13 protein-coding genes are annotated in these 15,199 nt (G+C 42.5%); 9 read left to right on the plus strand and 4 right to left on the minus strand.

Annotated features, from left to right (window positions below; translation table 11 throughout):
• The first annotated feature begins 680 nt into the window (after positions 1-680).
• Together O9300_RS02940 and O9300_RS02945 are read left to right on the plus strand one after the other, a co-directional pair.
• Positions 681-881, plus strand: coding sequence for an NblA/ycf18 family protein (locus O9300_RS02940; RefSeq protein ID WP_002791926.1), 201 nt, complete (start codon positions 681-683; stop codon positions 879-881).
• Between the two features lie 133 nt (positions 882-1,014).
• Positions 1,015-1,896 (plus strand): universal stress protein, encoded by an 882-nt coding sequence (locus O9300_RS02945; RefSeq protein WP_287969949.1) that lies wholly within the window; start codon positions 1,015-1,017, stop codon positions 1,894-1,896.
• Between the two features lie 283 nt (positions 1,897-2,179).
• On the opposite strand, the gene arsC is transcribed toward O9300_RS02945, so the two are convergent.
• The 4 genes from arsC to O9300_RS02965 all read right to left on the minus strand — a co-directional run bounded on the left by arsC (position 2,180) and on the right by O9300_RS02965 (position 4,868).
• Positions 2,180-2,578 (minus strand): arsenate reductase, glutathione/glutaredoxin type, encoded by a 399-nt coding sequence (arsC, locus tag O9300_RS02950; protein ID WP_159292536.1) that lies wholly within the window; start codon positions 2,576-2,578, stop codon positions 2,180-2,182.
• A 23-nt stretch (positions 2,579-2,601) separates the two neighbouring features.
• Entirely contained in the window at positions 2,602-3,249 is a 648-nt protein-coding gene (gene arsH / locus O9300_RS02955; protein ID WP_287969951.1) for an arsenical resistance protein ArsH, read from the minus strand.
• A gap of 9 nt (positions 3,250-3,258) precedes the next feature.
• Positions 3,259-4,404: an ACR3 family arsenite efflux transporter gene (arsB, locus tag O9300_RS02960; RefSeq protein ID WP_287969953.1), complete on the minus strand. Its 1,146-nt coding sequence runs from the start codon at positions 4,402-4,404 to the stop codon at positions 3,259-3,261.
• A 125-nt stretch (positions 4,405-4,529) separates the two neighbouring features.
• Positions 4,530-4,868 (minus strand): ArsR/SmtB family transcription factor, encoded by a 339-nt coding sequence (locus tag O9300_RS02965; RefSeq protein WP_287969955.1) that lies wholly within the window; start codon positions 4,866-4,868, stop codon positions 4,530-4,532.
• A gap of 470 nt (positions 4,869-5,338) precedes the next feature.
• On the opposite strand from O9300_RS02965, the gene psb30 reads away from it, so the two are divergent.
• The 7 genes from psb30 to O9300_RS02995 all read left to right on the plus strand — a co-directional run bounded on the left by psb30 (position 5,339) and on the right by O9300_RS02995 (position 15,036).
• A complete protein-coding gene (gene psb30, locus O9300_RS02970) occupies positions 5,339-5,458 on the plus strand; it encodes a photosystem II reaction center protein Ycf12/Psb30 (RefSeq protein ID WP_002736367.1) in 120 nt (39 codons plus the stop codon).
• Positions 5,459-5,704: 246 nt separating this feature from the next.
• Positions 5,705-7,261: a M16 family metallopeptidase gene (locus O9300_RS02975; protein WP_287969957.1), complete on the plus strand. Its 1,557-nt coding sequence runs from the start codon at positions 5,705-5,707 to the stop codon at positions 7,259-7,261.
• Between the two features lie 224 nt (positions 7,262-7,485).
• Positions 7,486-8,934, plus strand: coding sequence for a M16 family metallopeptidase (locus O9300_RS02980; protein WP_287731462.1), 1,449 nt, complete (start codon positions 7,486-7,488; stop codon positions 8,932-8,934).
• A 73-nt stretch (positions 8,935-9,007) separates the two neighbouring features.
• On the plus strand, positions 9,008-9,262 hold the full coding sequence (locus O9300_RS02985; RefSeq protein ID WP_287969959.1) for a UPF0175 family protein: 255 nt from the start codon (positions 9,008-9,010) through the stop codon (positions 9,260-9,262).
• Positions 9,263-9,354: 92 nt separating this feature from the next.
• Positions 9,355-9,522 (plus strand): DUF3368 domain-containing protein, encoded by a 168-nt coding sequence (locus O9300_RS19395; protein WP_353845536.1) that lies wholly within the window; start codon positions 9,355-9,357, stop codon positions 9,520-9,522.
• 196 nt (positions 9,523-9,718) lie between these two features.
• Entirely contained in the window at positions 9,719-12,160 is a 2,442-nt protein-coding gene (gene ppsA, locus O9300_RS02990) for a phosphoenolpyruvate synthase (protein WP_272081908.1), read from the plus strand.
• A gap of 482 nt (positions 12,161-12,642) precedes the next feature.
• The gene (locus O9300_RS02995; protein ID WP_287969963.1) at positions 12,643-15,036 is read left to right on the plus strand and encodes a GUN4 domain-containing protein; all 2,394 of its coding nucleotides are present in this window, start codon (positions 12,643-12,645) and stop codon (positions 15,034-15,036) included.
• The last annotated feature ends 163 nt before the right edge of the window (positions 15,037-15,199 follow it).

A 15,199-nucleotide genomic window follows, 5' to 3' on the forward strand; every position in this document is an offset into this window, starting at 1 on the left:
AATTATAACACAGTTTACCCACAGATGGTGGAATTAAACCGATGCTCTGCGGTTGATATTCTGGTCGGATTTCATCCCCCGCAAAGCTGAGTATCTTGTCGAAAAATGTAGCGGGGGCATTCATCCGACATTTTAGGTAAAAACTTGTGCGACATTCCGTGCCTGTATCCTGATTTTTTTAAGGCAAACAGAGCTAAGGAGGATGTTTCCCAGCGATAAGCTTGTAGTTTCTGCACGATAGCGGCTGTGGCCGTCAATTTCGACTATCCTTAACGATTTCAACGAGAGGGACGGAATCTAGGGGTTACGTTTTTAGCTTTTAACAGGGCTAACCATTCAACTTACCCGATTTATGTCGCTCTCTTCGATTATTACAGAATGTTTACACAATTTGTCAAATATTTTCTCTCGCTCCGGGCTGCCATGGAAAAAATAAGTATAACTACTTAAGTATTTGTTCACAGTAAGCAAAATTTTATTAAAACTCTTGCTAAATGTATCATTATATGCTTCTTTCCTTTTGGCGGCGGGGTATCCTAGCTAACGGGAGGGAAAAAGCAAAACCCCCTTTACAGATACATTGACACTTTGTCAAGTATTTGTTACATTAGTTAAAAAAGGTGATACCCATCACCCATCTCGCTTGTTATCAACCACTGTCTTCATCGAGGAGGAACACCATGTCTCAACCGATCGAACTTTCCTTAGAACAACAGTTCAACATTCGTTCTTTTCAGACTCAGGTAGAAAAAATGAGTCAGGAGCAAGCGCAGGATTTCCTGATCAAGCTCTACGAACAAATGATGGTCAGAGAAAATATGTACAAAGCTTTTCTCAAACACCAGTGGGGTCTAGATTCTAATCCCTGGGCTTCCCAATAACTCATTTCACCCCTGCGGGCGACCTCTTTCTCCAGCTGGGTTTCTGCGGAAACGAGCTAGGGATGCGGGGCGCATTTCTTCACCTTTTTAGCTATTCTTAGGGAAGGATAACCGAATTGCTAGGGGTTAATTTATGTTCGAGCGCGCTTTGATCTGTACAGATCTTTTCGATGGTCTCCATCGTCTTGTCCATTGTGTGCCACACTTAGCCCTGAGCGGCTTAAAACAAGTTATCTTCCTCCACAGTATTCCAGTTTGGGAACAACCCACCCTAGCTGCCGTAGATCAAGCGAAAATTGACGCAGCCAAAGAAAAATTATCCCCAGCTTTAGCAAATATTCCCGCAGGTATGACAGTTATTGTCGAAATCTCTAACCGTCGTCCCGTGGATGCCGTGCGGGAAATCCTCGCTCATCACTCTATCGACGTGATTTTGATGGGAAATCCCATGCGCGGTGCTGTCCAAGAAAAATTATTCGGTAGTACCAGTTTAGCGATCGCAGGTATTACCGATATTCCGCTGCTGATTTTCCGACCGCAATTATTATCAGTTTATACTCACGATGAATTAGCCCTGCGCTGTCAGCATCTCTGGAAACATTTATTAATTCCCTACGATGGCAGTCCCGACGCGATTTATCTAATTGAACAGATAGAAAAATACGCTCAAACTCGCTCCCCTGGCTCTTTTGAGCAATGTCTTCTCCTCCGGGTAGTGGAAAATATCAGTCGCGATCCCGGTGTCACCGAATACCGTTTAAATGATGCCCGTCGGGAATTAGAATCGGTGCAAGCGCGACTAGAAAAACTCGGTTTGCAAGTACAGAGCGAAGTGCGATCAGGAACACCTGTATTAGAAGTTTTGACGGCAGCAGAAGAAAACGATATCAGTGCGATCGCTGTGGCCACCTGCCATCGTTCTAATATGTTGGAATGGTTAGCCGTGCGTCGGATTAATGAAGATATTCTTCATCAACTGTGGTTCCCCTTATTATTTTTCTCCCCCAAGGGATAAGCTAGAAAAAAAGGCTCTCTTGGTTTAGCTGGGTTGGATAAACCACAGAGACACAAAGAACACAGAGAGGAAGACAGATTCGATCAGTAAATCTATCACACAAACCACAAGAGAGCCGAAGATTTTTTTGGGAAATTAACTTAAGTAAGTAGTTATAATTAAATTAAAAATAGATTTTCCCTCTGATCCCCCCTGCCCCCCTTGATAAGGGGGGTGCCGATAGGCGGGGGGATCCCCCCTTAATCCCCCCTTAATAAGGGGGGTGTCTGACAACTTTTAACAACTACCTACTTAACTGCTCGATTAATCCGATAACTTTAGCCTTAATTTCATCGCGAACTCGGCGAAAAGTTTCGATAGGTTGACCATCGGGATCATCAATTAACCAATCCTCGAAAATTTCCTGTAAAACCCATCCTTCCGGCAGATTGACACCGCAACCACATAGGGAGATAACGGCATCGTAATCTTCGGGATTAAAATCCCTAATTGGTTTAGAAGTTTGGTCAGTAATATCGATACCAATTTCCTGCATAACTTCGATTGCTCCGGGGTGAACTTTGGCCGCTTCTAATCCGGAACTTGTGACGGCAATTTTACCCGCGCCTAAAGTTTTAGCGAAACCTTCGGCGATTTGGGAACGACAGGAATTTTTTCTACAGGCAAACATAACTTTTTTCATGATTTTAACTCCTAGAAATTGATTTAATTAATAGCTTTATGGGCAATTGTGGCTATTTCTTGGGCGGCTTTTTCTTTCCTTTCACTATAGCGATCAGTCAGATCATCTACCTGATCTCGCAGGAGAATAGTAAACTTATAAAGTTCCTCCATTACATCAATAACCCGATCTCGATAGGGGGAATCTTTCATCGTGCCATCCTCGTTAAACTCCTGATAAGCTTTAGCCACCGAAGATTGATTAGGAATAGTAAACATTCGCATCCAACGACCAAGAATTCGCAGAGTATTAACCGCATTAAAAGATTGGGAACCTCCGCTTACTTGCATGACTGCTAAAGTGCGGCCTTGAGTGGGACGAATCGCACCAATACTTAAGGGAATCCAATCAATTTGGTTTTTGATAATGCCGCTAATATTGCCGTGAAGTTCGGGAGATGACCAGACTTGACCCTCAGACCATTGACTTAATTCTCGTAATTCCTGTACTTTGGCATGAGTATCGGGAACACTGCCATAAATCGGCAATTCACGCGGATCAAAAAAGCGCACTTCTGCCCCATATTCAGTGATAATTCTGGCCGCTTCTTCTGCTAGTAAACGACTGTAGGAACGTGGCCGTAAAGAGCCATACAGAAAAAGAATTCTCGGTTTGTGAGTCGATTGGATCATGGTGAATAATTATTTGTAAGGACTCAAGCAACGAGGATCGAGAAGGGTGGCTTTTTCTGGATCTCTGGGAAACCAAAAGGCGGTTTTTTTACAGAATTCTACCAACATTAACATCACAGGTACTTCAATCAATACCCCCACTACTGTCGCTAAAGCAGCCCCCGAATTCAATCCGAATAACATCACCGCAGTGGCGATCGCTACCTCAAAATGATTACTAGCACCAATTAAAGCAGCGGGAGCCGCATCTTCGTAAACTAAATTGAGTTTGAGAGCGGCCACATAACTAAGAAAAAAAATCAGATTAGTTTGAATAAACAGGGGAATAGCAATCAGGAAAATATGCAGGGGATTACTAACAATTAAATCGCCTTTGAAAGCAAAGAGGAGGATTAAGGTTAACAATAAGGCAGTGATTGCCACAGGACTGAGATAGTGAAGAAAACGCGATTCAAACCAGGCCCGTCCTTTATGTTTAAAAATCCAGTGACGGCTATAGATACCGGCAATAAGCGGTAAACCAACGTAGATTAACACAGAAAAAACAATGGTCTGCCAGGGGACTACAAAATTATTAGCTGCCAGTAACCATTTACCTAGAGGAGCGTAGAGAAAAAGCATCGCTAGGGAATTGACTGCTACCATAATTAGGGTATGACCCTGGTTACTGTAGGAAAGATAGCCCCACATCAAGACCATGGCCGTACAGGGAGCAATTCCTAGTAAAATAGCTCCAGCAGTGTAGGAACTAGCTAAACTTACCGTCTGTCCTCGGATAATCTCCGTTTGACTCAACCAAGGCAGAAACAGCCAGCCGAGAAAAAATTGAGCCAGCGCCACCATGGTAAAGGGTTTGATCAGCCAATTAACCACTAAAGTTAAAATAACTGGTTTGGGAGTACGGGCAGCCCGAAGAGCTTGAGAAAAGTCGATCTTAACCATGATCGGATACATCATGAAGAAAAGACAGATGGCGATCGGAATAGAAACGTTATAGATACTCATGGCATCTAAAGTCTGCGCTACGTCCGGAAATAACCGACCGAGGGCAATTCCCGCCAAAATACAGAAAATAACCCAAAGGGTAAGGTATTTTTCAAAAATACTAAGACTACCGCCAGCTTTGGCGGCTTTAGGATTGATTTGATTAGTCATCGCACAAAGGTGGAAAGAGAATAATGGGAGATTGGGTAATCCACCTTTATTATTTCAAAAAAAGTTGATATGTCAAGAGGAAAAGCTAGTTATAAAGCTTTAATATTTCTAAAAATCTTGATTGGTTACTTATTTTCCTCGCAGAAACGAGCGGGGACGAGGGAACTAAAACGACGATATTCGGATAGATATTCTTCTAGGAGAAGAAATTGAGATAGATTTAGGCTGTAGTAGATCCAACGACCCTCTTGACGACTGCGGACTAAATTGGCTTCTTTTAGCGTTTTTAGGTGAAAAGATAATTTAGATTGGGCGATATCAAGATGGTCGCGCAATTCACAGACGCATAATTCCTGATGTCGCAAAAGTTGCAGAATTTGCAGTCGCAGGGGATCCGAGAGTGCCTGAAAACCAGTATAAATCCGGGTTAACGAGTCGGGAGATGTGGCCAGAGAGTTGAACATTGAGATTGCCCCTAGTGGGAAGGAAATAGGAAAGCGGGAAAATTCAGAATTGCAACAAAACTTTATGTATTTTTGTATCGAATCAGGAAAACCAGCGAATCATCCCCTGTATGATAGACAATGGTTTTGACCAGATTAGCCTTTAACTTAGTGTCAGCAGAAGTCCCTCGCGCTTAGTGCGATGGTTCGACAAGCTCACCAACAGGGATGAATGCTCACCAGTATATAGACAATTCTCAAAAACCGATGCTCTAACAAATATATCTTGACCACTATTCCTTATGCGATAAACAAGCTCAAAGGGTCGTGTTGCAAGAAAAAGTATGGGTCTTAGGAACTAGGACTCCAGCCTAGGTCGGGAAGGTAAGACTTGCTATCTTTCGAGGTAGAAAGCGCATCCCATTGAAGCAGGAAGCTCTCAACGACCTTGAGAGTAGTTCACAATCATTGTAAACAGGTTAGGAGACATCATGGAATTATTTGCGGCTCTCAATTTAGAACCCATTTTTCAACTCACCTTCGTGGCGCTAATCATGTTAGCTGGCCCCTTTGTCATTTTCCTACTAGCTTTTCGTGGTGGCGACCTATAAAAATCGCCTCCCCCCATTGTTATTCGTGCTTTTTTTGACTTCTCTCCTCTTTAGGGGGAGATTTTTTGTCTAAAACACAGGAGTCAGGAGATAGGAGTCAGGAGTCAGGAAATTATTTTTATTTATTCTTCCCACTTCCCCACTTCCCCACTTCCCACTTCCCACTTCCCATCTCCTGACAATCGACTGCTAAGATCGAAGATAGCGATCGATCTCTCGCTCCCACGATACCTGATAAAACTATCTATGATCATTAAAAATAACCCCTATTATCGGGCTGTAATCGGCTTTTGGGTCGCTTTCCTTTTGTTTTGGGGTTTTGGGAGTTTCTCACCCCTTCTTGCCCAAGCGAAAGAGCAATCAGCCGATGTGCAATCGATTACCCCCTACCTTAAGCAATTTCAACAAAAAATTACCGAATTTCGCCTCGATAACGGAATAAAATTCATTATCCTAGAAAATCGCGATGCCCCGGTTATTTCCTTTGTCACCTATGCGGATGTGGGAGGTGCCGATGAACCGGACGGTAAAACAGGAGTTGCTCACTTTTTGGAACATTTAGCCTTTAAAGGCACAAAAACCATCGGTACTACCGATTATCTTAGCGAGAAAAAAGTCCTCGATCGCCTTGAAGCTATAGACAAAGAACTGCAAGCGGCCAAAAAAGCGGGTAAAAGCGCAGAAGTGGCTAAATTAACGGAAGAATTTCAAAAAACTAAGGCAGAGTCCGAGAAATTCGTCCAACGCAACGAATACGGGCAAATCGTCGAAACTCAGGGGGGAGTCGGTTTAAATGCCACCACTTCCAGCGATGCAACTAGCTATTTTTACAGCTTCCCGTCGAATAAATTGGAATTGTGGATGTCTTTGGAATCGGAACGATTTTTAGAACCGGTGTTCCAACGGGAATTTTACAAAGAAAAAGACGTAATTCTGGAAGAAAGACGGATGCGGACGGATAATAGCCCCTTGGGTTTATTAATCGAAGCTTTTCTCGATCAAGCTTATACTGTCCATCCCTACAAACGTCCCGTTATCGGCTACGATCGAGATATTCGCAATCTGGAACCCTCAGATATCCAAAACTTTTTCGATAAATTTTATGCTGCCAGTAATTTAACCATAGCTATCGCCGGGGATGTGGACCCAGAACAGGTCAAACAGTTAGCTAAGGTTTATTTTGGTCGTTTTCCCGCTAAACCGAAACCCCCACAGGTGACAGTAGTGGAACCGGACCAAACCAAAACAAAGGAAATTACCCTAAAATTAGCCTCGCAGCCTTGGTATTTAGAAGGATACCATCGTCCCGCCCTCAATCATCCCGATCATGCGGTTTACGAGGTTATCGCCACTTTAATGAGTGAAGGAAGAACTTCGCGACTGTATAAAGCTTTAGTGGAGGACAAACAACTTGCCCTCGCTGCTCAGGGATTTAACGGCTTTCCGGGAGATAAATACCCGAATTTGCTGTTATTCTATGCTCTTACCGCTCCTAATGCCAGTGTGGAGGAAGTAGCGCAGGCTTTGAATTGGGAATTGGAAAGATTGAAAAATGAACCGGTTTCGGAACAGGAATTAGAACGGGTTAAAAATCAACTACGGGCAGCCCTATTAAGAGGTCTTGATTCTAACATGGGCATGGCGCGATCCTTGATTGAATACGAGGTAAAAACCGGCGATTGGCGTAATTTATTCGCCCAATTAGATGCTTATAATGCTGTCACCGCAGCCGATATTCAACGGGTGGCTAAAGAAACTTTTACCCCCGAAAATCGCACTATTGGCCGAATTTTACCGAAATAGATAGATGGGGAGATAGGGAAGTGGGGAAATGGGGGAAGTGGAGAAGTGGGGAAAGTGGGGGAATGGGGGAAGTGGGGAAGTGGGCGAATTTCAACTAAAACCCCATCACCCCCCGCAACGCGCACGCAGTGACCACCCCAACACCCCAACACCCTAAAACCCCAACACCCTAAAACCCTAACACCCTAACACCCTAACACCCAAAACCTAAAATAAATATAATCATGAAAAAACGCTTACAATGGCTAGGTTTAATCCTGATCACCCTGATAGGTGTCCTAGCTTTTCGTTCCCCGGCAATTGCCCAAACCCCGCGACATTTTACCGATTTAACTTTTCCTCCCCTTCCTGAAGTTACAGTTCCCCAATACGAGCGCTATCAACTAGATAATGGTATGGTGGTTTATTTAGTGGAGGATCGGAACCTACCTTTAGTAAGTGGTACGGCGATGATTCGGACAGGAGGGAGATTAGAATCCGGGGAAAAAGTCGGATTAGCCGATATTACTGGAACCGTGCTGCGTAGTGGTGGCACGGAAAAACATCCTTCCAATGTCTTAAATCAATTATTAGAACAAAGAGCAGCCCTAGTAGAAACCTCGATCGATCTTAACGCTGGAACTGCTAGTTTTAGCGCTCTTAGTGAAGATTTAGAAACAGTTTTTAATCTCTTTGCCGAGGTTTTGCGTTCCCCAGCTTTTGAAAGTCAGAGGGTAGAATTAGCTAAAGTTCAGGAAAAAGGGGCGATTGCCCGACGTAATGATGATCCCGATGATATTGCTAGTCGGGAGTTTAAAAAGCTAGTCTATGGTGATAATAGCCCCTACGCTCGTACTGTAGAATATAGCACTTTAGCTAATATTGACCGTCAGGATTTAATCGATTTTTATCGTACCTATGTCCGTCCCGACCAAATAATTTTAGGAATTGTCGGTGATTTTGATTCTCAGTCGATGAAAGCATTAATCAATAAGACTTTTAGTGATTGGAAAAATCCCGCAACTGCCCCTAAAATTGTCACCCCTTCTGCAACCCAAAAAAATCTTCAAGGTGTCTTTGTTGTCAATCAACCCCAATTAACCCAGAGTAGCGTTTTATTAGGTCATCTTGGGGGTCGTTTGGATAGTCCCGACTATCCCGCTTTAACGGTATTAAATGAGATTTTAAGCGGTTTTGGTGGTCGTTTATTTAATGAAGTGCGTTCCCGTCAAGGATTAGCTTATTCTGTCTATGGTATCTGGAATAGTCGTTATGATTATCCCGGTTTATTTATTGCTGGAGGTCAAACTCGCACCGATGCTACCGTGCCTTTTATTAAGGCAATTTTAGGCGAAATCGAGCGACTTCGCAATCAACCCGTTACTGCCAAAGAATTGGAAGATGCTAAAAATGCTATTCTCAATTCTTTTGTTTTTAAGTTTGAGAAACCTGCTCAAAATTTATCGCGATTGATGACCTATGAATACTATGGTTATCCCCAAGATTTTATCTTCCGTTATCAACAAGCGGTAAAAGGGGTGACAATTGCCGATATTCAACGAGTGGCCCAACAATATCTGCAACCGAATCAAATTGTGACTCTAGTAGTGGGTAATGAACAGGAAATTCAACCTCCTTTATCCAGTTTGGGAACCACGGTTAAAACTGTTGATGTCACCATTACACAACTATAAATAAATCTAGGTTGGATGGAGCTAAACTAGGTGAAATCCAACCTAAAAAAATGAGACAAATATAGCACGAGATATGACTTTACAACTCACAATAAATTATCCTGAAAATTTACCCGACTTTCTTCAAAAAACCCGCGAGGAATTCGAGAGAGAAGCAACCTGGGCTATGGTAGTAAAACTCTTTGAGATGAAACGTATTTCATCGGGTATGGCTGCCAATTTATTAGGAGTGGATAGGGTTAATTTTTTAGTGAAATTGACCGATTTTGGCGTAGGGATGATTGACTTAACAGAAGAAGAACTATTATCAGACTTTGAAAATGCCTAAAACTGAACGTATTGTGATTAATACCTCACCTTTAATACTAAATCCGGTTATTAAAAACTGATTATTTATTCTCCGTTTTGCCTCTTGCATGAGTGCCTGTCCTGATATGTAGCCTATACTCAACGGATTTAGTATTACTTCGTGCCAAGCAAGAAGGCTATCCAATTTCAATTAAATTAGCCATAACTCGAATGCAAAATCGAGGCATAAGAATTAGTGCAAGGGTCATTAGTTTCGCTTTAAAACAAGCTGGAGAGTAATAAATAATCGAGTCATTCTCTCAACTAAAGTATTAATTTTTGTGTTAAGTAGCTAGACAATTAAACCCTTTAGAGATAGGGTGATTGTGGCTGAGTTTGCTATTATAGAGTTTTGTAAATAAATATCAAACTCAAGGGTTTTTGAAGATGGTATGTCGCTAAACTGAAAGTATAAAGTACAGAGGTAAAAATACTTATGATGCTACTACAAGATGTTGCGAGAACCTCTAGAGAACAAGCATTAATTCTGTGGTTTGAAGAAGTAGACAGCAAAGATGTAGGATTAGTCGGTGGGAAAAACTCCTCATTAGGCGAAATGATCCAACAATTAACCCCGAAAGGGATTAATGTACCCACAGGATTCGCCACCACCGCTTACGCTTACCGTCACTTTGTCGAAAAAGCCGGACTAGACGCACAATTAAGACAAATTTTCCAAGATTTAGACGAAAATGATGTGCAGAACTTGCAAGAAAAAGGTAAACAAGCGCGCACATTAATCTTAAATACACCGTTCCCCGATGATTTAAGTCATGCGATCGCTATTGCCTATCGCCGACTCTGTGAACGTTATGGCGATGATCTCTATCATTCCATCGATGTGGCCGTTCGCTCAAGCGCCACCGCCGAAGACTTACCAGAAGCGAGTTTTGCCGGACAACAGGAAACCTATCTCAACGTGCAAGGGGTAAGGGGAGTTTTAGAAGCTTGCCATAAATGTTTTGCCTCTTTATTCACCGATCGCGCTATTTCCTACCGTCATCATAACGGTTTCGATCACTTTGCCGTCGCCCTTTCCGTCGGTGTCCAAAAAATGGTGCGTTCAGATCTAGCCACCTCCGGGGTGATGTTTTCCATCGATACGGAAACAGGGTTCAAAAATGCCACTTTAATCACCGCAGCCTACGGTTTAGGGGAAAATGTCGTGCAAGGAGCCGTTAACCCCGACGAATATCTGGTTTTTAAACCCACTCTTAAAAACGGTTACAAACCCATCCTCGACAAACGCCTCGGCAGTAAAGCCATCAAGATGATCTACGATGATGGAGGATCGCGTCTAACCAAGAATATCCGAGTTAACAAGCTAGAACAGGATCAATTCTGCATTAGTGACCAAGAAATCCTCACTTTAGCCCGTTGGACGACCCAAATCGAGGAACATTACTCGCAAGTGCGCGGAACCTACACCCCCATGGACATCGAATGGGCAAAAGATGGGATCACGGGAGAACTCTTTATCGTTCAGGCGCGTCCAGAAACCGTACAATCGCAAAAAGCCGCTAATATCCTTAAATCCTACGAAATTAAGCAAAGAAGTCAAGTTTTAGCGGTGGGACGAAGTGTAGGTGCAGCAATCGGTCAAGGAAAAGCCAGAGTCATCCTCAGTGTAGATAAAATCAACAACTTTAAACCGGGAGAAGTTCTCGTCACCAATCGCACGGATCCCGACTGGGAACCGATTATGAAACAAGCAAGCGCGATCGTTACTAATCAGGGTGGTCGTACTTGCCATGCCGCTATTATCGCGCGAGAAATGGGCATTCCGGCGATCGTGGGTTGCAATAATGCCACGGAAACGATTAAAACCGGTCAGGAAGTCACCGTTTGCTGTGCGGAGGGGGATGAAGGGAAAGTTTACCTCGGATTGCTACCCTTTGAAATTCTTGAAACTCCCCTGGACAATTTGCCCCAAACTCGGACAAAAATCCTGATGAATATCGGTAATCCCGAAAAAGCCTTCGCTTTTGCCGATATTCCTGCCCAAGGGGTCGGTTTAGCTCGTCTAGAGTTTATTATCGCTAACCATATTCAGGCCCACCCCAGCGCTTTGCTGAAATTCCACGAATTGGAAGAAGGAGACGTAAAAGACCAAATCGCCGAATTAACCAAACACTACGAGGATAAACCCCAATTTTTCGTCGATAAATTGGCCCGGGGAATTGCCATGATTGCAGCCGCATTCTACCCCAAAGATGTAATTGTGCGGATGTCCGATTTTAAATCCAATGAATACGCTAATTTATTGGGTGGCAAACCCTTTGAACCCAAGGAAGAAAACCCGATGATCGGTTGGCGCGGCGCTTCCCGTTATACTGATCCTAATTATCGCGAGGCTTTCGCTTTGGAATGTCGGGCGCTGAAAATGGTCCGGGAAGAAATGGGATTAACTAATGTGATTCCGATGATTCCTTTCTGTCGTACCCCCGAAGAAGGGATGAGAGTCCTCGAAGAAATGGCGAAAAATGGTCTCGAACGCGGGGTTGATGGTTTGCAAGTTTATGTGATGTGTGAGTTACCAAGTAATGTAATTCTTGCCGACCAATTTGCTCAGGTGTTTGACGGATTTTCGATCGGTTCTAATGATTTGACCCAATTAACCTTAGGATTAGATCGGGATTCTGCCCTAGTTGCCCATCTTTTTGATGAACGGAATGAGGGAGTTAAACGCATGGTGAAAATGGCCATTGAAACCGCTAAAGCCCATAATCGCAAAATCGGTATCTGTGGTCAAGCTCCTAGTGATTATCCCGAATTTGCTCAATTTTTAGTGGAATTAGGCATCGATTCTATCAGTCTTAATCCTGATTCTGTCCTCAAGACTTTATTGATGGTGGCAGCAGTGGAGAAAGGACAATAGTTTAGTGATAAAGGTGGGCAAGTCCCACCTTTTTTTGTCTTGGTATGTTGACAATATTATACTAAATCCGCACTCAACGGACTTAGTATGAATTTATCATACTGAAAATACCTATAGCCCAATGGCTATTTTTTATTTTTCTCTTAACAAAGATTAACTTTAAACTGCGATTAATAGATAAACTTAGATTTCGTCAGGATTAAGGCCTAATTCCCGCAGTTTATTGGCTAATCGTTCCGCTCGTTGTTTTTCCTGATTATAGCTAGTGAAAGCTTGTCCATCGGGATAAAAAAGCAACATTTCCGGTTCGATCCCCCCTGCCCCCCTTGATAAGGGGGGTGCCGATCCCCCCTGAATCTCCCCTTACTCCCCCCTTGATAAGGGGGGTGTCTGATAATTTTTAACGCCTACCTACTTATAAGCCAATAACACCACTCCCAAGGGGTCTAGTATAATTAGAAGAGGTTGATCAAAGGGGGTTTATGGACGATAAAACCGCAAAGCCGGAAGAATCCGAATCTGAAGAGAAAAAAGAATCAGATTTTGACCAGGAAAAGGAACAGGCTGAAGTTTGGACGGGAAAAATCACTGCTTTTGTTGCCCATCAACTCCGAACCTCCGCTCCTTCCCTTCCAATTATCGGGGGTAGCATTACAGGTATCTTAACTTGGCTTAGTCAACATGACACGGTTAAGGCGATTATTGTCGGGGGAGTCACTTTTATCGTCACGGGCTTTTTTACCTACGGATCAGCCTGGAGTAAAGCGTTTTTAGAAGTGGCAAGAACCAAAGGTAAAGATCACGGTAAAGGTTCAGCTTTAAGCTTTTTTGTTTGGCTAGACAAAGGACTGGAAAAAATACGTTGGCAATTAGCTAATCCTGACGGGAAATATTTAATTAAATTACGGGATTCAGATTGTCGTTATGATGATATTGAAGGGATTGAAGATGCAATCTTTGGTTTTTCTACCCCAGAACTAGAAGAAATTTTTATTAATTTGGATCTGAGTCAATTAGAACTGCGCTCAGAAGAAGAATCTAAAGGTACGGGGGATGATATTTGGGATTTATTGCGGCGGGCTAAAAAGAGGACAAATTTACGGTTGTTAATTCTGGCTCCTGGTGGACGAGGAAAAACAACTTTATTGCGTCATTTAGCCTATAACTACGCTCTAAAACAACCGAAACAAAATGCACCTTTTTTAATTCCTGTCTTTTTACGTTTACGGAGATGGCAGGAAGTGATTACCACCACAGAAGGATTAGATTTACCGACTTTAATTGAGCGACATCTTAAACAAGATATTTCTCAAGAATTAGATTTACCTCAGAACTGGGCTAAAAGTCATTTAACCCGTCAGCGAATGTTAGTGATGTTTGATGGTTTTGATGAAGTTAAACCCGAATATGCCGAAAAAGTCAGTCAATGGATTGGCAAACAGTGGCAAGATTTTCGCCAAAACTATTTTATTTTAACCTCTCGTCCCAAAGGCTATCAAGCGTTTAGCTCTGAGCATAAACCTCGGCAAAAGGTGTTTATTAATGAATTTACCGATAAAAATATTCAGGATTTTGTGTATAAATGGTATTTCTGGCAAGAGCAGGAAACCAGAGTTAGCAGAAGTTTAAAAGCTAAACAAGAAGCTGCCGACAATAAAGCAAAGGATTTAATTAATCAGTTATTTGCTCTCGATGATTCCGGGGAAAGTTCTACTCTATTAGCCTTAGCGAGAAATCCCTTAAATCTAAATATGATAGTACAGTTACATCGGGCAAACTTTGGCTCGGGACAAAAATTACCTCAGCAACGAGTGGATTTATTTCGCCGAATTTTTGATCTGCAATTGATCACTCGCCCTCAAGCTAGGGGCATTGATATGATTTTAGATAATAATGAGGAAAATCATCGTCAACGGGTATTACAACAGTTAGCCCTGAAAATGGGAAATACAACCACGATTGAATATTCAGAATTACTGAGTTCTATACAAAATTTTATTCAGGAATTGGGTTATCCTGAAAGCACTTCGGCTAAGGATTTTGTAGAGCGGTTAATTCATGTGAGTGAGTTAATTTTGAAAAAGGATGAATACTATGAGTTTGCCCATAATCTTTTTCAGTCCTATTTAATTGCTTTGGAAGTTAAACGGTTAAAGCAAGAAAATTTACTCAAGGAAAATTGGGAGCAAAATCTCTGGTACGAGGCTTGTATTATGTATGCCACTTTATTGATTAATCCGACTGATTTTATTGTGTATTTCTATAATAAAGAAGATAATCCTAAAGCTCAGGGATTAGCGGAGCGATGTTATCGAGAATTACCTGTTAAAAAACGTCGAGGTTTGGAATTTTTAGAACAAAGACGACAGACTTCTCTCTTTACTCAACTAGAAACCTATCTGAAAAATGGCCAATGGCGCGAAGCCGATGAGGAAACGATGCGGTTAATGTTGTTAATTGCTAAGAGGGAAGATGAAGGCTGGCTAGATGAAGAAAGCATTAACAACTTTCCCTGTGAGGAATTACGCACCATTGACAAGCTCTGGGTAGATAATAGCGGCGGCAAATTTGGCTTTTCTGTGCAGAAAAAAGTCTGGCTGGATTGCGGTGGTGTCCCAGGGGAATACGATTATGATGTGTATAAAAAATTCGCTGACGAGGTGGGTTGGCGCAGGAGCGGAGACTGGTTGAGCTATGATCAGCTAACTTTTTTATTAGATGGTAGTAAACACGCACACCTACCTCACCTGATATTACCTCACCTGACATATGGTTGGGATATAAAAGAGTGCGTAGATCGAGGGGTAGAAGTTAGAATCTCTTTTCTCGCGCAGCGACTTGTAACCTGTAATATATCACAGACTTATACATCTTAAACCAGTAAAAAGCCCCCCTTGATAAGCTATCCATTAGTCACATCTTTCTTAACATAAAATTTGACAAAAAGAGAAAAGTGTGCCAGATGGCTCAAGGGGGTTCTATGGGGGGACTAATTTGATGAGATAGTTTCCAAGTCTGGCTGATATCATGTAACCTTCG

Origin of the sequence: Microcystis sp. LE19-195.1E (assembly GCF_027532095.1) — a bacterium.
Taxonomy (GTDB): Bacteria; Cyanobacteriota; Cyanobacteriia; order Cyanobacteriales; family Microcystaceae; genus Microcystis; species Microcystis aeruginosa.

Bases quoted from the DNA above. Each gene is read 5' to 3' on its own strand.
- O9300_RS02995 (WP_287969963.1), top strand. From the start codon at position 12,643: ATGGACGATAAAACCGCAAAGCCGGAAGAATCCGAATCTGAAGAGAAA.
- arsB (WP_287969953.1), bottom strand. From the start codon at position 4,404: ATGACTAATCAAATCAATCCTAAAGCCGCCAAAGCTGGCGGTAGTCTT.
- O9300_RS02985 (WP_287969959.1), top strand. From the start codon at position 9,008: ATGACTTTACAACTCACAATAAATTATCCTGAAAATTTACCCGACTTT.
- ppsA (WP_272081908.1), top strand. From the start codon at position 9,719: ATGATGCTACTACAAGATGTTGCGAGAACCTCTAGAGAACAAGCATTA.
- O9300_RS02965 (WP_287969955.1), bottom strand. From the start codon at position 4,868: ATGTTCAACTCTCTGGCCACATCTCCCGACTCGTTAACCCGGATTTAT.
- psb30 (WP_002736367.1), top strand. From the start codon at position 5,339: ATGGAATTATTTGCGGCTCTCAATTTAGAACCCATTTTTCAACTCACC.
- O9300_RS02945 (WP_287969949.1), top strand. From the start codon at position 1,015: ATGTTCGAGCGCGCTTTGATCTGTACAGATCTTTTCGATGGTCTCCAT.
- arsC (WP_159292536.1), bottom strand. From the start codon at position 2,578: ATGAAAAAAGTTATGTTTGCCTGTAGAAAAAATTCCTGTCGTTCCCAA.
- O9300_RS02940 (WP_002791926.1), top strand. From the start codon at position 681: ATGTCTCAACCGATCGAACTTTCCTTAGAACAACAGTTCAACATTCGT.
- O9300_RS02980 (WP_287731462.1), top strand. From the start codon at position 7,486: ATGAAAAAACGCTTACAATGGCTAGGTTTAATCCTGATCACCCTGATA.
- arsH (WP_287969951.1), bottom strand. From the start codon at position 3,249: ATGATCCAATCGACTCACAAACCGAGAATTCTTTTTCTGTATGGCTCT.
- O9300_RS02975 (WP_287969957.1), top strand. From the start codon at position 5,705: ATGATCATTAAAAATAACCCCTATTATCGGGCTGTAATCGGCTTTTGG.